At 70.6% G+C, this 20,750-nt stretch carries 20 protein-coding genes; 14 read left to right on the forward strand and 6 right to left on the reverse strand.

Going from position 1 to position 20,750, the window contains the following annotated elements:
* Nucleotides 1-73 precede the first annotated feature (73 nt).
* Entirely contained in the window at nucleotides 74-1,186 is a 1,113-nt protein-coding gene (locus FLX08_RS12520; RefSeq protein ID WP_244312587.1) for a leucine-rich repeat domain-containing protein, read from the forward strand.
* A 51-nt stretch (nucleotides 1,187-1,237) separates the two neighbouring features.
* On the opposite strand, the gene FLX08_RS12525 is transcribed toward FLX08_RS12520, so the two are convergent.
* Complete coding sequence (locus FLX08_RS12525; RefSeq protein ID WP_142619001.1) at nucleotides 1,238-1,903, reverse strand: TetR family transcriptional regulator; 666 nt, start codon at nucleotides 1,901-1,903, stop codon at nucleotides 1,238-1,240.
* Between the two features lie 126 nt (nucleotides 1,904-2,029).
* Between FLX08_RS12525 and FLX08_RS12530 the strand changes: the two genes are divergently transcribed.
* The 7 genes from FLX08_RS12530 (at nucleotide 2,030) to FLX08_RS12560 (ending at nucleotide 11,201) form a co-directional block, all read left to right on the forward strand.
* On the forward strand, nucleotides 2,030-3,595 hold the full coding sequence (locus FLX08_RS12530) for an MFS transporter (RefSeq protein ID WP_142619002.1): 1,566 nt from the start codon (nucleotides 2,030-2,032) through the stop codon (nucleotides 3,593-3,595).
* A gap of 86 nt (nucleotides 3,596-3,681) precedes the next feature.
* A complete protein-coding gene (locus tag FLX08_RS12535) occupies nucleotides 3,682-3,942 on the forward strand; it encodes a DUF3039 domain-containing protein (RefSeq protein WP_030510937.1) in 261 nt (86 codons plus the stop codon).
* A gap of 71 nt (nucleotides 3,943-4,013) precedes the next feature.
* Complete coding sequence (locus FLX08_RS12540; protein ID WP_244312588.1) at nucleotides 4,014-5,510, forward strand: zinc metalloprotease; 1,497 nt, start codon at nucleotides 4,014-4,016, stop codon at nucleotides 5,508-5,510.
* Between the two features lie 151 nt (nucleotides 5,511-5,661).
* Nucleotides 5,662-6,561 carry a hypothetical protein gene (locus FLX08_RS12545; protein ID WP_142619003.1) on the forward strand — a complete coding sequence of 300 codons (900 nt, stop codon included), beginning with the start codon at nucleotides 5,662-5,664 and terminating at the stop codon, nucleotides 6,559-6,561.
* A 388-nt stretch (nucleotides 6,562-6,949) separates the two neighbouring features.
* Nucleotides 6,950-7,624, forward strand: a complete 675-nt coding sequence (locus FLX08_RS12550; RefSeq protein ID WP_142619004.1) for a hypothetical protein — start codon at nucleotides 6,950-6,952, stop codon at nucleotides 7,622-7,624.
* Nucleotides 7,625-8,062: 438 nt separating this feature from the next.
* Nucleotides 8,063-9,019, forward strand: a complete 957-nt coding sequence (locus FLX08_RS12555; protein ID WP_142619005.1) for a hypothetical protein — start codon at nucleotides 8,063-8,065, stop codon at nucleotides 9,017-9,019.
* A gap of 427 nt (nucleotides 9,020-9,446) precedes the next feature.
* Nucleotides 9,447-11,201, forward strand: coding sequence for a DEAD/DEAH box helicase (locus tag FLX08_RS12560; protein ID WP_142619006.1), 1,755 nt, complete (start codon nucleotides 9,447-9,449; stop codon nucleotides 11,199-11,201).
* Between the two features lie 338 nt (nucleotides 11,202-11,539).
* Here the strand turns inward: FLX08_RS12560 and FLX08_RS12565 are convergent, their stop codons facing one another.
* The 4 genes from FLX08_RS12565 to FLX08_RS12580 form a co-directional block, all read right to left on the reverse strand.
* A complete protein-coding gene (locus tag FLX08_RS12565) occupies nucleotides 11,540-12,301 on the reverse strand; it encodes a hypothetical protein (protein WP_142619007.1) in 762 nt (253 codons plus the stop codon).
* Nucleotides 12,302-12,565: 264 nt separating this feature from the next.
* The gene (locus FLX08_RS12570; protein WP_142619008.1) at nucleotides 12,566-13,198 is read right to left on the reverse strand and encodes a hypothetical protein; all 633 of its coding nucleotides are present in this window, start codon (nucleotides 13,196-13,198) and stop codon (nucleotides 12,566-12,568) included.
* 117 nt (nucleotides 13,199-13,315) lie between these two features.
* Nucleotides 13,316-13,888 carry a nicotinamidase gene (locus FLX08_RS12575; RefSeq protein WP_142619009.1) on the reverse strand — a complete coding sequence of 191 codons (573 nt, stop codon included), beginning with the start codon at nucleotides 13,886-13,888 and terminating at the stop codon, nucleotides 13,316-13,318.
* A 64-nt stretch (nucleotides 13,889-13,952) separates the two neighbouring features.
* Nucleotides 13,953-15,236: a nicotinate phosphoribosyltransferase gene (locus FLX08_RS12580; RefSeq protein WP_142619010.1), complete on the reverse strand. Its 1,284-nt coding sequence runs from the start codon at nucleotides 15,234-15,236 to the stop codon at nucleotides 13,953-13,955.
* Between the two features lie 39 nt (nucleotides 15,237-15,275).
* Between FLX08_RS12580 and clpS the strand changes: the two genes are divergently transcribed.
* From clpS to FLX08_RS12605, 5 genes are all read left to right on the forward strand, one after another.
* The gene (clpS, locus tag FLX08_RS12585; protein WP_030510928.1) at nucleotides 15,276-15,563 is read left to right on the forward strand and encodes an ATP-dependent Clp protease adapter ClpS; all 288 of its coding nucleotides are present in this window, start codon (nucleotides 15,276-15,278) and stop codon (nucleotides 15,561-15,563) included.
* Entirely contained in the window at nucleotides 15,563-16,087 is a 525-nt protein-coding gene (locus FLX08_RS12590) for a DUF2017 domain-containing protein (protein ID WP_142619011.1), read from the forward strand. The genes clpS and FLX08_RS12590 overlap by 1 nt, the downstream gene beginning before the upstream one ends.
* Before the next feature lie 10 nt (nucleotides 16,088-16,097).
* Nucleotides 16,098-16,514, forward strand: a complete 417-nt coding sequence (locus FLX08_RS12595) for a M67 family metallopeptidase (protein ID WP_142560302.1) — start codon at nucleotides 16,098-16,100, stop codon at nucleotides 16,512-16,514.
* A 261-nt stretch (nucleotides 16,515-16,775) separates the two neighbouring features.
* Complete coding sequence (locus FLX08_RS12600; RefSeq protein ID WP_142619012.1) at nucleotides 16,776-17,054, forward strand: MoaD/ThiS family protein; 279 nt, start codon at nucleotides 16,776-16,778, stop codon at nucleotides 17,052-17,054.
* Nucleotides 17,055-18,002: a PLP-dependent cysteine synthase family protein gene (locus FLX08_RS12605; RefSeq protein ID WP_030510924.1), complete on the forward strand. Its 948-nt coding sequence runs from the start codon at nucleotides 17,055-17,057 to the stop codon at nucleotides 18,000-18,002.
* Nucleotides 18,003-18,093: 91 nt separating this feature from the next.
* On the opposite strand, the gene FLX08_RS12610 is transcribed toward FLX08_RS12605, so the two are convergent.
* On the reverse strand, nucleotides 18,094-19,713 hold the full coding sequence (locus FLX08_RS12610; RefSeq protein ID WP_142619013.1) for a DUF3352 domain-containing protein: 1,620 nt from the start codon (nucleotides 19,711-19,713) through the stop codon (nucleotides 18,094-18,096).
* Between the two features lie 242 nt (nucleotides 19,714-19,955).
* On the opposite strand from FLX08_RS12610, the gene FLX08_RS12615 reads away from it, so the two are divergent.
* On the forward strand, nucleotides 19,956-20,750 hold the full coding sequence (locus FLX08_RS12615) for a thioesterase family protein (protein WP_142619014.1): 795 nt from the start codon (nucleotides 19,956-19,958) through the stop codon (nucleotides 20,748-20,750).

Here is a 20,750-nt window from a genome sequence, read left to right on the forward strand (position 1 = left end):
TCATCCCGATGAAACGTTCACCGGCCCCGGGCGCCGCGCGGGGGCCCGGAGGCCCTCTGTAGAGTCGGCTGCCATGCCCGACCCCGGTGTGCAGGATCTCGGTGCCCAGGATCTCGGTTGGCCCGGCCTCGGCGTGCCCGGTCCCGGTGTGTCAGATGTCAGCGGGCCCGATCTCGGCGTGCCCGGTCCCGGTGTTTCAGATGTCAGCGGGCCCGATCTGCGCTGGGCGCCTCCGGGCGCCGTACGGTTCGACGGTGGGGCGCCCGTCGCCCTCGTGGCGCCCGGCGCGGGGCTGCCCTCGCTGCCCGCGGCCGTGGGCGACATGGCGACGCTGCGCCACGTCGACCTCGACGGGAACGCGCTGACCACCGTGCCCGGCTGGATCGGCCGCCTGGAGCGGCTCCGGGTTCTGCTGCTCTACGGCAACCGGATCGCGGCCGTTCCGCCCGAAGTGGGCCGCCTCGCCGCGCTCGAACACCTCAGCGTGGGGCACAACGCGCTGACCGCGGTGCCGGACGCGCTGTGGCGGCTGAGCCGGCTGCGGTCGCTCAACCTGGCGGAGAACGAGATCGCGGACCTGCCTCCCGGCCTCGGCGGCCTTCGCGAGCTGCGCATGCTCGACCTCGGGCACAACCGGCTGCGCGAGGTGCCCGCGGAGATCGGCGACCTGCCCGGTCTCACCGACTACCTCTACCTGAGCGACAACGGGCTCACCTCGGTGCCCGCCTCGCTGGGACGGCTCGACCGGCTCGGCTACCTCAACCTCGCGGAGAACCGGCTGGCCGCGCTGCCGGAAACGATCGGCGGCATGACCGGCCTGCACGAGCTGCGGGTCCACGACAACCGGCTGACGGCGCTGCCGGAGTCGATCGGCCGTCTGACCGGGCTGCGCGAGCTGCACCTCAGGAACAACCGCCTCGCCGGGCTGCCCGAGTCGCTCGGCGGGCTGCGCGCGCTGCGTCACCTGGACCTGCGCGGCAACCCCCTGGAGCGGCTGCCCGACGCCGTCGTACGCCTGACCGAGCTGACCCACCTCGACCTGCGGGCGACCCGCCTCACCACGCTGCCCGGCGGGCTGGCGGAGCTGTCGCGGCTGGAGAAGCTCGACCTGCGCTGGGTCAAGTTCGACGAGACCCCCGCCTGCGTCCGCCCGCTGCGCGAGCGCGGGTGCGTCGTCCTGCTGTGAGGACGGCTGTGAGGACGGCTGTGAGGACGGCTGCCGGGGCGGCCGGGTGTGTCAGCCCGTGGTCGAGGCGGCCTCGGCCGGGCGCCCGGCGCTCTCCGCGGAGCACGCGGCCAGGTCCCAGCCGGGACACAGGGAACGCTCGGCCAGCGTGAGCAGGTCCTCCAGCCGTCTCGCCAGTACGACGGGGTCCTGCGTGCGCTCGTCGAAGCAGGCGAGGGCCACGCTGACGAAGACGGCCACGATGAACTTCGGCTGGAGGTCCCACGGGTCGGCTCCCAGCCTGCGGGCCACCTCGGCGACCAGCCTGCGCTCGTTCTCCTTGATCAGCCGCATGGCCCCGGCGAGCAGGGCGGGCGTGGAGTGCACGACCTTCTGGCAACGCAGGTACCTGCCCGTCTCCGCGTCGTCCGCCTCTCGTAGCATCTTCAGCAACGAGCGCATCGCCTGACACAGGGCGGTGAACGGCGACTCCGACTCGGGACGTGCGACCAGCTCGGCGAGGAGCACCCGCTGCTCGTCGGCGGTCAGCGAGAGTGCCACGTCCTCCTTCGAGGCGAAGTAGCGGAAGAACGTCCTGGGCGAGACCTCCACCTCGGCGGCGATCTGGTCGATCGTCGTCGCCTCGTAGCCCCTGCTGAGGAAGAGGTCGAGGGCCGCGTCGACCAGGGCGTCCCGCGTCCGCTGCTTCTTGCGTTCGCGCAGACCCACGGAGGTCACCTCCTCGAAACTGCCGGTTCACAAACTCTCATATGTCACCGTATGTCGGATAAAAGGATTTGTCATCTGTCATCGACTGACATAAATTGCTGCCGGTCGACTCAGTGGTGCTAAGGGGGAATCTCCATGACTCAAGCCGTATCGGTGGACGCCGACGCGCCTCCAGGACGAGGCCAGGGGCATCCATGGCTCACGCTGCTCGCCGTCTCGCTCGGCGTGATCATGGTCATGCTCGACGGCACGGTCGTGGCGATCGCCAACCCGGTCATCCAGGTCGAGCTCAAGGCGACGCTGGCCGACCTGCAGTGGGTGACCAGCGGTTATCTGCTCGCGCTGGCGGTCTTCCTGATCACGGCCGGCAAGCTCGGCGACCTGTTCGGACACAAGCGCGTCTTCCTGATCGGCGTCGCCGGCTTCGCGCTGACCTCGCTCGCCATCGGCCTGTCGTCCTCGATCGGCGTGCTGATCGCGCTGCGGGTGCTGCAGGGACTGTTCGGCGCGCTGCTCCAGCCCGCGGCGCTCGCGTTGCTCCGGTCGGCGTTCCCCGGTGAGCGGCTCAATATGGCCATGGGGGCGTGGGGCGCGATCATCGGGCTGTCGAGCGCGGCGGGCCCGATCGTCGGCGGCCTCCTCGTGGAGAACGTGAGCTGGCAGTCGGTGTTCTTCATCAACGTGCCGGTCGGCGTGGCGGCGCTGGCGTTCGGGCTGTGGACGCTGCGGGAGAACCGGACCACGATGCTGTCGCGGGTCGACTGGCTCGGCGTCGTGCTGCTGTCCGGAGCGATGTTCGCGCTGGTGTGGGCCATCATCAAGGCCCCCGAGTGGGGCTGGGGCGACGCCAAGACGCTCGGCTTCCTCGCCGCCGCCGTGGTCGTCGGGGCCGTGTTCCTGTTCTGGCAGTCCAAGGCCAGCGAGCCGCTGCTGCCGCTGAGCCTGTTCCGCAACGCCTCGGTCTCGATCGGGACCGTCCTCATGATCCTCATGTCGTTCGCGATGTTCGGCGCGATGTTCTTCCTCACGTTCTTCTTCCAGGGCGTGCACGGGCTCACCCCGCTCGACTCCGGCCTGCGGATGCTGCCCATGAGCGCCGGCATGATCGTCGCCTCGCCCATCGCGGGCGTCCTCATCGGCAAGCTCGGTCCGAAGATCACCATCGCGGGCGGCATGGTGATCAGCGCCTTTGCGATGTTCCTCATGTCCCGGCTCAGCGTCGAGGCCGCCTTCGTCGACAGCGCGATCCCGTTCGTGCTGCTGGCGTTCGGCCTGTCGCCGGTGTTCGTCGGCGCCACGGAGATCATCGTGGGCAACGCGCCCGAGGAGCTGAGCGGCGTCGCGGGCGGCGTACAGAACTCCGCGATGCAGGTCGGCGGCGCGCTCGGCACCGCCATCCTGGGCGCGGTCGTGTCGGCCAAGGTGGCCGACGTGCTGCCCGGCTACCTCGGTCCGGTGGCGCAGGCCGTCAAGCCCGCGGAGATGGAAGGACTGAAGGCCCTGGCGTCGGTGGGCCAGGCCCCGCCCGGGCTCCCGGCCGAGGTGGCCAAGACGGTCGCCGACGCGGCGCACCTGTCGTTCATGGACGGCCTGCACCTCGGCTTCGTCGTGAGCACGGCGGTCGCCGTCGTCGCGGCGGCCCTGGCCCTGTTCGTCAAGGCCGGCCGTAAGACCGAGGGCGCCCCGGTCCACATGGGCTGAGGTCCGGTCTCCTCCGTACGGCTCCCGCCACCTCGGCGGGGGCCGTACGCGCGTCCGGGCCGGGTGCGCCTGCTCGCTCAGTAGACTTGGTATCCGTGAGCGGCACGAAGATTCTTCCCGAGAGCGACGTAACACCCCGGCTCTCGCACGGCGACGGTGACCACGAGCGCTTCTCGCACTTCGCCGACAAGAACAAGATCACTGAAAGCTACGTGACCGGTGCGCCGGTGCGGGCCCTGTGCGGCAAGGTCTGGGTGCCCAGCCGCGATCCGAAGAAGTATCCGGTCTGCCCGGAGTGCAAGGAGATCTACGAGGGGTTGCCCAAGGGCGAACCGTCCGGCGAGTGAGTGTCGATCCGGGATCATCGCGTCCCCTGCGGCTAGGGTCTGCCTTCTGACCAGCCGTATCGGGGGAACGAATGGTTCGGCGACCCATCGCCGTCGTCCTTGCATGCCTTTACGCGCTGGGCGGCGCGTGCGCCGCTCCGGCCGCCGCCTCCCGGGCGCCTGGTGGTCTCACCGGCGCCGCACTGCGCGGATCGCCGGCCTCCCGGCCGGACGCCTGCCTGACCCGTCACGCCGCTTCGAAGCGCCGGAACGGCGTGGGCCGGCTCACGCATGCCCTGGAGCCGCGCGAGCCGGGGCCGGACGAGGTCGCCCGGATGTCGGCCGACCTTGCCCGCCGGCTCGGCGCGAAGTCACGACAAGCCGCTCAGCCGGCAGAAGCCGCGCACGCGACGGCTGGTGCGCGGGCAAGAGAGGCCGCGCGGGCAACAGCAACCGTGCCGCCGAGAGCGGCCGCGCGGCCCGTGGTCACTCCGCAGCCGGGGGCGACCGTGCGGCCGGGGGCGACGGCAGCGCGGCCGGGGGCGACGGCAGCGCGGCCGGGGAGCGGGGCCGTCGCGCGGCGGAGCGGTTCCGCGGCCGTCGAACGGATCACCGTCCCGGTGCGGGTGCACATCATCAGGGACCGCACGCTCGGCCTGCCCGACGCCGCCGTCTCCCGGCAGATCGCCGTGCTCAACACCGCCTATTCCGGCGGGTACGGCGGCGCCGACACCGGCGTGCGCTTCGAGCTCAAGGGCATCACGCACACCGAAAACCGGAACTGGTTCCGCGACCCCCTCGGCTACGAGGAACCGATGAAGAAGAAGCTGCGGGTCGGCGGCCCCGAGACGCTCAACCTCTACATCGCGCAGCTGAGCCGGCTCGTGCTCGGCTACTCCACCTATCCGTACTGGTATGACGACGAGCCCGTGCTGGACGGCGTGGTGATCGACTGGCGGAGCGTCCCCGGCGGCCCGCTGCGCGACTTCGCCAGGGGCTTCACGGCCGTGCACGAGATCGGCCACTGGCTGGGCCTGCTGCACACCTTCGAGAACGGCTGCAAGGCCCCGGGCGACTCGGTGGACGACACGCCCCCCGAGGCCCACCCGACGAACGGCTGCCCGGCGAAGAAGGACAGTTGCCCGGCTCCGGGCAGCGATCCGGTGCACAACTTCATGGACTACGCCCAGGACCGCTGCATGCGTGAGTTCACCGCGGGCCAGGGCGTACGCGTCCACCAGATGTGGGACGCTTACCGCCGCCCGGCGCCGCTGGGAACCGGGGCGGCATCGCAGAAGGCCGCCACCGGGGTGGCCGCGGCGGGGGTTCAGGGGGCCACGCCGGCGACTCAGGGGACCGCCGCGGAGGTCGCCGACGGCGCGGACGCCGCAGACGCCGCGGTGGTGTCCACCGGCGCCGCGAACGACCTCGATGCCGTTTCCGTGAGCGACACTGTGAGCGACACCGCGAACGGAACGGCGAGCGACTCCGCGAGCGATCCTGGGCCGGGGATCGTCACCCGTAGCTCCGAGCATCCGGCTGGCGACACGCAGGGCGATGAGAGATCATCGGGAGGAACAGGGCGATGACGAATCGGTCGGAGCCGTTGACGTCGCGGCGCGGGTGTGAGTAACTCCACAGCAGCGTTCATGGTCACGAAGCCTCGCGCCCGGCCGTGAGCGCCGAGTTCGCTCGCCGGTTCCGTCCCACACGCCCGGCCAGGCCGCCCGGGGAGGCTATGTGGATGACCAGTGGACCCGCCGGGTCTGGCCACCCGCGGAGGAGGAGTCTCCGCCGTCCGGGCAGGCACCCACTCGCCCGTACGGCGTCCCGGGCGGGTCGCCGCGGTCGTCCACGCCGCCCACGTCCCCCCAGTGGCCCACCCGGCCGTACGGCGGCCGTGAGCCGGACCGGAACCCCTCCGAGGAGAGCCTCGCCGGCCTGTACGGCGCGCCGGTCGCCGAACGGTCACAGGCCGGCCGCCCGGCCTGGCCCTCGCTGGGCCTGGAGTCCCCGGAACCCGAGGACGACCTGCCCCCGTCGGCCCGCCGCTATCGAGCGCCCGAGACGCCTCCGCGCTCGATGCCGAGGTGGTTACGGCGCCTTCTCGTCGGCGGCCTCGCGCTGGTCTGCTCGGCGGCCGTCATCGGCGCGGTGGTGGTCACGGTCCTGAACCGGGCCGAGAGCGCGCCCCCCACGGTGATCCAGGACCAGATCGCCGGGGTCTCCTACACGTTGCCCCCGGAGTGGCGGGAGGGCGTGGTCGCGCCCGTGACCGGCTTCACCTCCGCCGCCGCGCGTGGCGACAGCGCCACCGTTATGGCCCGGCCCGGCGACCGGGTGGACCCGCCCAATCTGCGCTCGGCCGTCATCGACCTGAGCGATCTCTACACGCAGCTGCTGCTGCACGGCGACAAGGTCGAGGTGCTCGACGATCGGGCCGTGACCGTCGGCGGGCGGCCGGGCCACACGCGGGCCGTACGCGCCGAGTACACCGACGTGGTGAACGAGCCCGCCTTCATGCGGGTGACCCTGCTGACCCGGCCGGACGGCGGCAGCACGGTCCTGCTGGGGCTGGCGCATCCCGACCGCCCCCAGTCGCGCGCCGAGATCGAGGGCCTGATGTGGGGAGCCCGCTGAGCGCGTCGTGAGACCGGCCGCGCGCTCGTACGGCGGCCCGGCGCTGATGCCCGAAATAAGCTCTTTTTGTCTCGTCTTCGGATGTTCGGAACGGATATAGGCATTAAAAAAAGCGGTCGAGCAGTATGTCGGCTCAGCTCGTTGTCCTTATTGTCCGGCTGAAACTTCATATGTGTGCGTTGATCTACTCTCGGCCGTTCACTCATGGAATAAGAGGAGATAGTGGGATCGCCGGGACGCCTTTGAGATAGGCGTAACATCTGTTTGCCGCTATCCGATAAGTGGCTCGCTGCCCGCGTTTCCCCTGACAGGTATCTTCAATGTCGCATCGCACGAAAAACGCGGTGACCCGGAAAGACCAATTCTCTCACCATGGGGGGAAATCAAATTGATTTCTCGTAGGAGCAGCTCGGCCTCTGGTTCGCGTGGCGCCGGTCGCCTGCTGATGTGGTCCGCCGCGGCGGCGGTGACCTGCGCGACCCTGGGGCTCTCGGGCGCGGTCGCAGCGAATGCCACCACAACGAAGACCGCCCCCGCCACGCAGGCGGCAAGCCCGACGGGGGAGAAGCCAAAGGCCAACCTTCCCTACCCGCGCCTGGACGCTACCAACGTCGTCACGGGCTTCACCGGTGAACTCGCTGAGACAAGGACCACCGGCGTTATCGACACGCCCGTGCCCGATCTGTTCCCCAACCGCTCCAACCACTACACCGGTTCCGCCCGTAGGGGAAACGCGTGGGTCTTCGACAGCAACAACAACCGCTGGGTCAACCTCACGCCGGTTTTCGGTAACGCCTTCCTGTATGACATCGCCCTGGCTCCGTCACCGAGCAGGCCGCTTGTCCTGACCAGCGCCACAGCCCTCGCACCCATCACTCTTCCGAACACGGGGGATCCGGCGGGTCTGCTGCGGGTCAGCGTTCGCAGGGCGGACGGCCGCATTCTGTTCACCGACTGCACCGTCTCCGTGGTGAATCCGGCGATCGCCGGCGGCCGTTCGTTCAACGAGATTCCGCTCAGCGCCACCAACTGCAGCACGGCCAGCCTGCTCCCGACTAGCTGATGGAGGGTCCGGCACAGGCGAATCAGGGCGGACGTCGGTAGAGGAAGCTGCTCTCGCCGGGCTGTCCGCCCTGGTTGGCTGTAGGAAATGGTGCTCGCCACCATCTGCCGGAGTGCGGAAGGCCATCTCGGAAGCAGGTCTTCCTGGCATATAAAGCCTCGCTGTGCGCGGGCAAGGCGTGCTTTGCCCGCGCACTGACGGGATCTCCCCCCAGGCTCGAAACGAAGTGGGGCAGGGGCGCCGCTGGGAGAACGTGGCTCCTCCTGCGGGCCATGCACCCACCTTCGCCTACCCGGTTATGGGCGTGTTTTCAAGCACTCCCGAATCGGATCAAGTTCACCTGGGCAAGGCGCCAGACCTGTCCCAGCTCGGTGGCCTTGGCTTGGTCGGCCACCCCTTTTGCGCAATTTCTCTAGCCCTCTCCAGGAGACCAGTCAAATGAGATTCTCCAAGTTTCTGGCGTGCGCCGCATCGGGCGTTGCCGTCGCCAGTGCCGCCAGCATGACTGCAGCACATCCGGCGAACGCAAAGCTCGGTCCTTATACGGGTGACCATTGGGGTGTCATCTACCGCAATACATCGGGCGACCCCAGCGCGGTGCTGCGTGGCGGCCCATACGGCCGCACCAGCGATGCACCTGCGGCAAAGCAGCCGCCGCCCTACGGCATCGGCAGCCTAGGGCTCATCGTCGGCGGGAACACGGATCACATCCAGTTCGGCAACGAGACGGACTTCGCGAACATACCGCTCGCGGACATTGACACTCTGACGTACTGGATCTTCACTGGAGCCGACGCCGACGTCTTCCCAACCATCAACCGTCCGAACCTCAACCTGGAGGTCGACCCCAACAGGCCGGAGACGGGAAACTACTCCAGCCTGGTCTACCTGCCCAACACCTCGGTGGCGCCGTCGGCCCCGTCGACCCCGCTCCCCAACGTGTGGCAGCAGTACGACGCCAGCGCAGAGGGCAGCCGGTGGTACATGACCCGTCCCGGCACGCTGACCACCTGCACGCAGGCCAATCCGTGCTCGTTTGCCGAGCTCAAGGCCCTTCTGCCGGATGCGGTCATCACCTACAGCATCGCGATCAACAAGGGCAGCAACGACGGCCCCTTCCACGGGGCGGTCGATGGCCTGCGCATCAACGACGCGGTCTATGACTTCGAGCCTCTGGGAGTCAAGACACTCTTCGATGGGACCTTGGCGAGCGCCGATGTCTCCCCGCCCTCGGAGTCGGAGCCTTCCGAGAAACCGCAGCCGAGGCTCAGGCCGAAGTCGGCCGACGCTCCCGAGTCTGGCACTGCCGTTGAGGCGGACCCGTCCCCGTCTGCGGCGCGTCTCACCGCTCGGCTCCACGCGCATGTGGGTGCCGGGCTGGCGGCCCGGCTCTAGGTGACCGGCGTGAGTCGGTGAGGCAACCGCGCACGTGAATCTGCGGAGAACCAGATCACGTGCGCGGTCGCGTTTAAGGTGATACCGGGTTGATGCACGACCCACTCCATGCCGGCCGGCCCAGGCCGCCGGAGCGCGCGCCGACGAGCCCCACACCAACGCGACTTCTCGGCTGTCGAGCCTCGTATCTGCCTGCTGCGGATGTGGCACGTCTGTTTCTCCCCGATGTACCCCCACGCGTGCCTCATGGGCGAGGTCACTGTGCCGATCGCACTAAGGACTCCTGTGGCCGGGACCACACCTGGTAATTCCGGCCGGGCTGCGCGTGCTCGGCGCGTTCTGTCGGTCTGGCGGGCTAGTCTGAATCCACTGTGAGGGAGCGAACCGATAGAGACACCAGTGTTCCGATGAGTTCGGGGAGGCGTCGTTGAGCGTTTCGGCCGCGTCCCACCTCTCCCCGTCCTACCCCGACAGAGCCGCCTGGGGCACCGCCCCCAAGCTGCGCGCATGGCAGCAGCAGGCCTACGATCTCTACTTCAGCCGCGAGCCGCGCGACTTCCTGACCGTCGCCACCCCCGGCGCGGGCAAGACGACGTACGCGCTGCGGATCGCCAGCGAGCTGCTCAGCCGCGGGATCGTGCGCGCCATCACGATCGTCACCCCCACCGAGCACCTCAAGCGGCAGTGGGCCGACGCTGCGGCCCGGGTCGGGATCAGCATCGACCCCGAGTTCAAGAACAGCCAGGGCGCCACCTCGCGCGACTACATCGGAGTCGCGGTCACCTACGCGCAGATCGCCATGCACCCGGCGCTGCACCGGGCCCGCACCGAGGCGCGCAAGACGCTGGTGATCTTCGACGAGATCCACCACGCCGGCGACGCGAAGTCGTGGGGCGACGGCATCCGTGAGGCGTTCGAGCCCGCGACCAGGCGACTCGGGCTGACCGGCACACCGTTCCGGTCCGACGACAGCCCGATCCCGTTCGTCACCTACGTCGAGGACGGCGAGGGGGCGATGCGGAGCGTCTCCGACTACTCCTACGGGTACGGCCCGGCCCTGGCCGACGGCGTCGTCCGGCCGGTCATCTTCCTCGCGTACTCGGGAGAGATGAAGTGGCGGACGCGGGCGGGCGACGAGATCGCCGCCACGCTGGGCACGCCGCTGACCAAGGACCAGCTCTCGCAGGCGTGGCGGGCCGCCCTCGACCCGAAGGGCGACTGGATCCGCCAGGTCATCCACGCGGCCGACCGGCGCCTCACCGAGGTGCGACGGGGCGTGCCCGACGCGGGCGGCCTGGTCATCGCCTCCGATCACGAGGCGGCCCGCGCCTACGCCCGGCACATCCGGGCGGTGACCGGCGAGGGCGCCGAGGTCGTGCTCTCCGACGACCCGGGCGCGTCCAAGAAGATCAAGGATTTCGGCGCCTCCGACCGGCGCTGGCTGGTCGCGGTCCGGATGGTCTCCGAGGGTGTCGACATTCCCCGGCTGTGCGTCGGGGTCTACGCCACGAGCACCTCGACCCCGCTGTTCTTCGCCCAGGCCGTCGGGCGTTTCGTCCGCGCCCGAAAGCGCGGCGAGACCGCGTCGGTCTTCCTGCCCTCGGTGCCCGTCCTCATGGGCCTCGCTGGCGAGATGGAGGAAGAGCGCGACCACGTGCTGGGCCGCCGCCGCGACGAGGACGGCCTCGACGACCTCCTGCTCGAACAGGCCCAGCAGGAGAAGAAGCAGCCCGACGCGCTCGGCGACGAGCTACCCTTCCAGACGCTGGAGGCGTCCGCGACCTTCGACCGGGTGCTGTTCGACGGCGGCGAGTTCGGCACCGCCGCCGCGCCCGGCTCCCCGGAGGAGGAGGACTTCATCGGCCTGCCCGGCCTGCTGGAGCCCGACCAGGTGGCCTCACTGCTGCGCAAGCGCCAGGCCGACCAGCAGGCGGCCAAGCGCAAGACCAAGAAGAGCGAGGAGCAGGCCCCCGCCCTCGCGCCGCACGAGCAGCTCGCCGAGCTCCGCAAGGAGCTGAACGGCCTGGTGGGCGCGTGGAACCACCGCACCGGTCAGCCGCACGGCGTCATCCACGCCGAGCTGCGCCGCGCCTGCGGGGGCCCCGCCATCGCCCAGGCCACCGCCGAACAGGTCCGCGAGCGCATCGCGATGATCCGCAAGTGGGCCACCCAGCGCAAGTGACCTCGCGGTCATTCCATCGGGGCCGTACGGCTACGCGCGTGGTCCAGCGCGCCGGACCGGGCGACGCGTCGCGCCTCTGGTCGCCGTCGAGCACGACCTGCGGCTCGTGCACGCGCGCCTCCGGCGGCAGCAGCCAGAGTGCGCCGAAGAGTCGTTCGGTGTCTGCTGACGGCCTGCCGCCCGACGGGTGACGGACCGCGGCTCGCCGGTCCCTTGCGGGGCGGCGAACCGCGGTGTCGTCGCGCCGGCTACCCGGGGCGGGCCAGGAGGACCTGCGGCAAGCCGTTCCGGGCACTGCCTGGGCCCCTCCCCGGGCTCCGGATTCCGGGCCGGGTCGATCAGGCGGACGCCTCCGCTCCGCCGTCCTCGGCATCCTCCACGCGCCGGGGGGCCGGTCGGTCGGCGAGGTTTCTCATCCGGATCTGGGCGTACACATCTTCCAGCCGGGTCAGGACCGAGGTGAACATCGTCTTGTTCATGTCGGTCATCCTGCGGAGGTGGTCGGCCATGCCGTCGACCTGTTCCGTCAGTGTGGTCACCTGGCCGCTCATCGCGTCGACCCGGGTGGTGAGGCCGTCGACGCGGCCGGTCAGGGCCTCGACCTGATCGGTGAGCCCGTCGACACGAGCGGTGAGCACGTTCACCTGCCCGGTGAGGGTGTCGACGCGGTTGGTGAGTGTGTCCACGCGTGTGGTGAGGCCGTCCACTCGGCCGGTCAGGACCTCGACGTGTCCTCTGAGGGTCTCGACCTCCCCGGTGAGGGTGTCCACCCGGCCGGTCAACGTGTCCACCTGGCCGGTCAGGGTGTCGACCCGATTGCTGAGTTCGTCGATGCGCCCGTCCAGGCGCGCGATCTCGTGATCCACGCGGTCGAACCGGCGACTGGCGGCGGCCATCTGGCTTTTGAGGACGCCGATGTCCGTTCTCGTCCGCTCGCCCATCTGCTCGACCCGGGTGAGCCGCTCGCCCACCGCGTCGATCTTGACCCAGACCATCTGCTGGGAGTCATAGGCGCGTATCGTCGCCTCCAGGCGATTGTTCTTGCCGAGACTGACCATTTCCTGCTCCAGGAGATCGACGCGTTCCTCGAGCGTCAACATGCATGTCCTCCGATGCTGCTCGCAGCGTAGCCGGGGCTTCGCCGGGGGGAAACAAGAGCGCTGTGCGTGCGCGGAGGTAATTGCTATCAGCTCGAAGGCTGCCGGAATGGGAATGTTCGCGGCGGATTTTGCGCGGGTCCGTCGGTGGGGTGAGGATTTTTCGCTAGCGGTGTGACGAATATTCACCCGGCTCCGCGTGTTCTACGCGTCGTGTCCTCATTTCTCGCGATTTATGAACGGCTCGTCTTCGCCCTCGCGGCGACGCTATGAGGTGCGGGAGCGCAGCGGGATCTTGTCGCCGGTGTGGCCGTTGATCGCCACGTAACGCCGGTGGTGCCGGGTGACCGAGCCGAGCCGGAGGCTGAGGGAGGCCATGCCCTGCTCAACGCGTACGGGGACGTTGTGCGCTCCCTCGTGCCGCCGCGCGTCGCCGCCCTCCTGCACCCAGATGCGCAGCCGGCGCCCGGCCTGGTGGACGGCCACCGTCGCGGTGTCGCACTGCGCGGGCGATGCGGGCCAGAACACCGTGAGGCCGTGCAGGGTCCTGCCGTGGAACGACAGCCGCACGGCCTGGGGGTCGGGGACGCGGGAGTCGCAGGCGGGCGGGGCGCCGGGTGCCGGGGACGGTGTCGCGGCCGCCGCCACACCGGGGGACGGCGTGGGCCCAGCGTCCGCCGGTCGGCTCGCGTCGGCGCGCGGGTCGCGTACGGCGACCGTCTGGGCGGGGACCCGGGCGGGCTCCTGGGCGAATCCCACGGTCATCGTGACCGTCTGCAGGGCCGCCAGTGTCAGCGCGCCCGTGACGCGGAGCACGCCCTTGTGGCCGCGGCCGAAGAGCAGCCAGATGCAGACCGGGGTCAGGACGAGCCAGCTGAGGCCGAGCAGGAACGCGAACATCGGGGCCGCCAATCCACGAAGGGGTCGTCGCTCTAGGTAATACACCCGTGACGCTTCGTGGTGAAGCCATTGATGTCCTGCGCGTGTCCCGGCTGCACGGCTCGTCGGTGTCGCGGATCAGGAACGGAGGACGGGCTCCCCGACGAGCTCGACCCCGGCCTCGGCGAGGCGGGCGAGCGCCTCCTCGGTCGTCTCCCGGGCCACGCCCGCCGTCAGGTCCAGCAGGACCCGTACGGCGAAGCCTTCGGCCGCCGCGTCGAGGGCGGTGGCCCGGACGCAGTGATCGGTGGCGATGCCGACGATGTCGACGGCCTCCACGCCGCGCTCGCGCAGCCACTGGGCCAGGCCCACGCCGTCGGCGTTGGCGCCCTCGAACCCGCTGTAGGCCGCCTGCCGCTCGCCCTTGCTGAAGACCTCCTCGACCTTCGAGGTGTCGAAGGCCGGGTGGAAGTCCGCGCCGGGGGTGCCGGCCACGCAGTGCGGCGGCCACGAGTTGACGAAGTCGGGCTCGGCCGAGAAATGGGGGCCGGGATCGACGTGGTAGTCGCGGGTGGCGACCACGTGGTCGTACGGGTGCTCCTGTATGTGGCGGCTGATCGCGGCGGCCACCTCGGCGCCGCCGCCGACCGGCAGGCTGCCGCCCTCGCAGAAGTCGTTCTGCACGTCCACGACGATGAGCGCGGTCTTCATCGGGTCACCTCACAGTGGCGATCACGGAGGACCGGCGTCGTCCTCATGCGCCGGTCCCCCGCGATCACTTGAAGATAGTAGGGACTGCGGGGTCTCCGGGGGAGAGGCTGCGCGCTTCCAGTGGCAACTCGGACAAAGTCGCCCGGTGGCGGTCGCGGGCGGCCGCCAGGGGTTCGCGGCCGACGATCTTGCCGTCCCGCACGAGTTCGGCCAGCAGGGGGCGGTCGTCCGTCTCCACCGGCTCGCGGGTGACGATCTCGGCGGTCGCGGTGCCGCCGACGGTCCTGCGGTAGGCCCACTTGCGCCCGCCGATGCTCGGCTTGCCGACGGACGCCTTGGCGACCGGCTGGAGCCGGCCCGCGCGGTCTTCCCGGGCGACGAGCTTGTAGACGAGGCTCGCCGTCGGATGGCCGGAACCCGTGGACAGGGCGGTGCCGACGCCGTAGGCGTCCACGGGCGCCGCGGCCAGCGCCGCGATCGCGAACTCGTCCAGGTCGCTGGTGACGACGATCCGCGTGCGGGTCGCGCCCAGCTCGTCGAGCAGGCGGCGCACCTCCACCGCCACCGCCGCGAGATCGCCGGAGTCGATGCGCACCGCGCCGAGATCGGGCCCGGCCAGCTTCACCGCGGTTCGTACGGCCTTCGCCACGTCGTAGGTGTCCACCAGCAGGGTGGTGCCGACCCCGAGGGAGTCGAGCTGGGCACGGAAGGCCTCCTCCTCCGAGTCGTGGAGAAGGGTGAACGCGTGGGCGGCGGTGCCGGCGGTCGGCACGCCGTACAGGTGGCCGGCCATGAGGTTGGAGGTGGAGGCGAAGCCGCACAGGTAGGCGGCCCTTGCGGCGGCGACCGCGGCGTACTCGTGGGTGCGGCGCGAGCCCATCTCGATGAGCGGCCGGTCGCCGGCCGCCTGGGCCATCCGCGAGGCCGCCGCCGCGATCGCGCAGTCGTGGTTGAGGATCGACAGGGCCACGGTCTCCAGCAGCACGGCCTCGGCGAACGTCCCCTCCACGACCATGATCGGAGAGCCGGGGAAGAACGCCTCGCCCTCGCGATAGCCGTACACGTCGCCGGAGAAGCGGTAGCCGGCGAGGAACTCTCCGGTGGGCTCGTTCACGATCCCGGCGGAGCACAGGAACTCGATGTCCCGCTCCTCGAAGCGGAAGGCCTCGAGCGCGTCGAGGAACCGCCCGGTGCCGGCCACCACCCCGTAGCGCCGTCCTCCGGGCAGCCGCCGGGCGAACACCTCGAAGACCGCCCGCCGATGTGCCGCACCGCTGGCGAGTGCGGCCTGGAGCATCGTCAGTTCGTAGCGGTCGGTCAGCAGGGCCGTGCCCGTGGTCGTGCGCACGTGTCGAAGACTACGACGGTCGTGGTGCAGGATGGGTACGTGGGTAGCACAGCTCCAACCGAGGTCGAGCGTCCGTCGTCGGACGTGCGTCCCGATCTGCCGTGGCTCACGATCGTGTGGAACGACCCGGTCAACCTGATGTCGTACGTCACGTACGTCTTCCAGACCGTGTTCGGCTATCCCCGGCAGAAGGCCGAGAAGCTGATGATGGACGTCCACCACAAGGGCAAGGCCGTCGTCGCCAGCGGCACCCGGGAGGAGATGGAGCGGGACGTGCAGATCCTCCATTCCTACGGGCTGTGGGCGACCGTCCAGCAGGACAGGTGATGAGCACGGGATTCCAGGCGACCGGCGACGGGGTGGCCGTACAGCTCGACGCGGGCGAGGTGTCGATCCTGCGCTCGCTGGTGTCGCAGGTGCTCGGCCTGGTCGAGCCGGGGGCCACCGGCGACGACCCGCTGGAGCGTGCCCTGGGCATCGGCTCCGCGGCCCCGTCGGCCGACCCCGTGCTCGCGCGGCTGTTCCCCTCGGCCTACTCGGACGACGAGGACGCGGCGCAGGAGTTCCGGCGCTACACCGAGGCGACGCTGCGCGACGCCAAGCGGGCCGACGCGACCACGCTGCTGGAGACCGCGGCGCCGGGCCTGCTGACGCTGACGGCCGAGCAGGGACAGGCGTGGCTGCGGGCGCTCAACGACGTCCGGCTCGCGCTCGGCGTGCGGCTGGAGGTCACCGAGGAGGTCCACGAGGAGATCGCCTCGATGTCCGAGGACGACCCCCGCTATCCGGCGTACGTGACCTACGACTGGCTGACCTACCTGCAGGACACCCTTGTCAGGGCGCTTTGGTAGGTTTCGCAGCATGCTGACGATCTCACGCGAGCTGGTCGACAAGATCGTGGCCCATGCCCGGGCCGACCACCCCGACGAGGCGTGCGGTGTCGTGGCCGGGCCCGCCGGATCCGACCGTCCCGAGCGGTTCGTCCCCATGGAGAACGCCGAGCGCTCGCCGACGTTCTACCGGTTCGACTCGATGGAGCAGTTCCGCGTGTGGCGGGAGATGGACGACCGCGACGAGGTGCCCGTCGTGATCTACCACTCCCACACCGCCACCGAGGCGTACCCCTCCCGTACGGACATCAGCTACGCCTCCGAGCCCGACGCCCACTATGTGCTGGTGTCGACCGCCTCGGAGGAGGAGACGCCCTTCCGGTCCTACCGGATCGTGGACGGCGTCGTGACCGAGGAGGAAGTCAAGATCGTAGAGTCGTACGGTTAAACTTGAGCCATGGCTAACGATGACGCTCGTCCCGTGTCGTCACCGGCTGTCCTGTCGCGCCGGGTGCGCCCGGAATCGCCTGTTCAGGCATTCCTCTTCGCGCACACGCCGTCTGTCGTCGTCTACGACTGTCGCTGAACCCGGTCGCCCACGCGGCGTCGGGGGAAGAAGGCCGCTGGAATCGCCGCCCGCCTGCCCATGTTCAGAGCAGGTGGACGCTCCACCATAACGACGACCACTGATCAAGGAGATTGAGCCGACATGGCCATCGAGGTCCGCATTCCTACGATCCTCCGCAATTACACCGATGGCGCCAAGGCGGTCAACGCCAAGGGAGCGACCCTCGAAGAGCTGATCGGCGACCTGGAGTCGCGTCACCCCGGCCTGAAGGACCGGCTGGTCGACGAGTCCGGGCTGCGCCGCTTCGTCAACGTCTACCTCAACGACGAGGACGTACGCTTCCTCGGCGGGCTCGGCACCCCCGTCGCCGACGGCGACACCGTGACCGTGCTCCCGGCCGTCGCGGGCGGAGCGCGCTAAATGCGCTTCGACTCGTTGATCGACTCGGTCGGGCGCACCCCGCTGGTGGGTCTGCCCCGGCTTTCGCCGTCTCCCGACGTACGGATCTGGGCGAAGCTGGAGGACCGCAACCCGACCGGGTCGGTCAAGGACCGGCCTGCGCTGTGGATGATCGAGCAGGCCGAGAAGGACGGGCTGCTCACGCCGGGCTGCACGATCCTGGAGCCGACCTCCGGCAACACCGGCATCTCGCTGGCGATGTCGGCCCGGCTCAAGGGCTACAAGCTGATCTGCGTCATGCCGGAGAACACCTCCGAGGAGCGCCGCCAGCTCCTGCGCATGTGGGGCGCCGAGATCATCTCCTCGCCGGCCGCGGGCGGCTCCAACGAGGCCGTGCGGGTGGCCAAGGGCCTCGCGGCCGAGCATCCCGACTGGGTGATGCTCTACCAGTACGGCAACCCCGCCAACTGGCGCTCCCACTACGAGTCGACCGGACCGGAGATCCTCGCGGACCTGCCGACCGTGACCCACTTCGTCGCGGGGCTCGGCACGACCGGCACGCTCATGGGAGTCGGCCGCTACCTGCGCGAGCAGGTGCCGGACGTGAAGATCGTGGCCGCCGAGCCGCGGTATGGCGAGCTGGTCTACGGCCTGCGCAACGTGGACGAGGGCTTCGTGCCCGAGCTGTACGACGCGTCCGTGCTGACCACCCGCTACTCGGTGACCTCGGCCGACGCGCTGCGCCGCACGCGTGAGCTGCTGGCCGCGGAGGGCATCTTCGCGGGCATCTCGACGGGCTGCGCCCTGCACGCCGCCATCGGCATGGCCCGCAAGGCCGTCCAGGCGGGCGAGCGGGCCGACATCGTGTTCATCGTGGCCGACGGCGGCTGGAAATACCTGTCCACCGGCGCGTACGAGGGCACCCTCGACGAGGCGGAGGACCGGCTCGAAGGCCAGCTCTGGGCCTGATCGCCGTCGAACGCCGACCGGCTCACCCCGCCCGCTCCGGCATGGGTGGGCCGGAGATCCGGTTCGGACGGGATGAGCCGGAGTATGGGGTTCAGTTGAACACGACCCGGAGGGTGAAGGTCGAGCCGTCCTCGCCGTGGGTGCCGCTGAGACCGACCGCCCGCAGCTTCTCCGCGTCGGCGCGCTCCTGGTCGTTCAGCGCGCGCAGGTAGAGCTTCTCCAGCCGGTCGAGGTCGGCGTACACGGCGTAGGTGGCGTTCGCGGCGTCCGGGACGGCCAGGCGGAAGGTCTCGCTCTCGCCGAGCGTGCCGCCGCCGTTGAGCGCGTCGGCGTACTCCTGGGTGCTCGCGATCACGAACCGCCCGTCGCCCTCGGCGGTGGCGATGTCGGCGGACCTCTCCATGCCGTTCAGATGGCCCCTGAGCCGGTCGACCACGTCGCGCGCCTTGGCGGTGTCCGTCGTGACCACGGCGCCGATCCGGGGCAGCGCGCCGTCGAGGTCCTGCTCGTCCAGGGCGAGCGTGAACGTGCGGCCCAGCAGCGTCGCGAGGTCGTCCGGCAGGGACAGGCCATACTGCGCCCGCGCCTGGTCGAGGGCCTGCCTGACCGATGCGCCGCCCGAGTCGCTCGCCGCCTGCTCGATCGACGGCCACTGCTCGCGCAGCAGGTCGCCCAGGCCGGAGACCGAGGCCGCCGCGACCGTGGAGGCGGGCAGCTCGCCGATGCTCACCGGCTCGGGCCGGCCCTGCACGGCCGTGCCGCCGCGGGTGATCCCGGCCAGCTCGGCGTAGTCCCCCGAGAACCGGAGGGCGCCGGCGAACCGCATGCCCTTGATCTGCTCCAGCACGGGCGTGGCGGCGACCTCGCTCCAGCCCGCGCCGGCGACCTTCTCCACGTCCATCCAGAACGACAGCACGCCCTGCTCGCCCAGCGCGCCGAGGTCCGCGGCGAAGTGCGGATCGCCGGACAGCGGCGCCGCCTTGACGTACTCGTCGGCCAGCTTCTGGCTCGTCGCGATCACGGCGTACCCGTCGCGGAACGCCAGGCCGCCCTTGCCGCCGAGGCCCATCTTGGCGATGCCGGTCCGGGCCGCCGCCTCGTCCTTCACCTGTACGGCGAGCGCCCCGACGGGGTCGCCGCCGCCGTCCCCGGGGAGCACGGCGAGGCCGACGCGGTCGCCCAGCCAGGGCTCGACGTCCCTGGCGTAGTCGATCTTCGACAGTTCGGGGTCGTCCTTCTGCAGCGCGGTGACGAGGGCCTTGCGGGGGTCGTCCCCGCCGAAGGCGTCGCGGGTGGCGGAGAACTTGCGGGCGATGCCGAACAACGCGAGCTTCTGCCCGGCCGACGGGTCGAGGTCGAGCCGCACGTAGGCCATCGCGTTCGCGGGCAGCACGTCCTGCGGCTGCGTGCCGCCGCCGCTGAGCTTCGAAGCGGCCCATACGCCGCCGCCGGCGACCACCCCGACGAGCACGGCGGCCACCAGCGCGATTATCCAGCCGCGCCCCCGCCTGCCCTCGCTGCGAGGCGGGGCGGGCGGGCCGGGCACGGTGGCGAAGCCGATCTCCTCCGGCTCCGTCCAGGACGGCAGCCGCACGGTGTGCGGCTCGCTCGCGGCGGCGCGGGGAATGCGATAGGCGACGGTGCGGTCGAGGTCGGGCTCGTCACCCGGCCGCCAGGGGCTCGGGGGGTTGGGGGAGGTGTCGGGGGACATGGGGGCTCACTCACAGGCGTCGTCGTCAGGTACGCCGCGAAGGTAGGCGCGGCCGGTAGCGGTGCGCTTGCAGCCCGCTTGACCTCGAGCGCGGCGCGGCCACGCCCGGCGGGCCGCGCGCGAGCCCACCCCGGTCCGGCCCGCTCGCGTGAGCTGTCTCACGCGCGCGGGCCGTGGGATCCGCCGGAGTGCCACGCTAGAGTAATGAGCAGAACATTATTCGGTAGAGCGGCGAGGGGCGCATGACCAAGTTCGACGAGGCGACGCAGGCCATCCGGGTCGACGACACCACCTACGACGTGTGTCTCGACGACGGATACTCCATCGGAGGGCCGCTCAACGGCGGCTACCTCATGGCCACGATGCTGCGCGCCGTGGTGGACGCCTCGCCGCATGCGCACCCGATCTCGACGAGCGCCCAGTTCCTTCGCGTGGCCCGGCCGGGCCCGGCCCGGGTGCTGCTCGAACCGCTCAAGACGGGCCGTACGGCGGCGATGACCCGGGCGCGGCTCGTCCAGGACGGCGAGTCGTTCATCGAGATGCTCGTCACGACCGCCACGCTCGCGGAGGAGGCGGTCCCCGACTGGGCGGACGGCCCGTCGGCCGTCATGCCGGACCTGGCCGGCTGCGTGCGCCTGCCCCAGCCCAAGCCCGAGTCGAACATGAACCTCAGCGCCCGGATGGAGCTCGCCTTCGACCCGCCCACGATCGGCTGGCTCACCGGCACGCCGACGGGACGGCCCGAGTCACGCGCGTACTTCCGGCTGGTGGAGCCGCAGGACCCCGACCCGTACGTGCTGGCGCTGGCGGTGGACGCGCTGCCGCCGGTCGTGTTCTCGGCGGGGGCGCGGGGCTGGGCCCCGACGGTGGAGCTGACCTGGCACCTGCGGGCCCTGCCCGCGCCCGGGTGGCTGACCCTGATCGGCGGCGGGCGCCTGATCAGCGACGGCTGGTTCGACGAGGAGGTCGAGGTGTGGGACTCGGCGGGCCGGCTGGTCGCCCAGTCGCGCCAGATCGCGCGCCTGGGCCGAGGCTAG

The sequence above is a fragment of the Microbispora hainanensis genome (genome assembly GCF_006874475.1).
In the GTDB taxonomy this organism is placed as follows: domain Bacteria; phylum Actinomycetota; class Actinomycetes; order Streptosporangiales; family Streptosporangiaceae; genus Microbispora; species Microbispora hainanensis.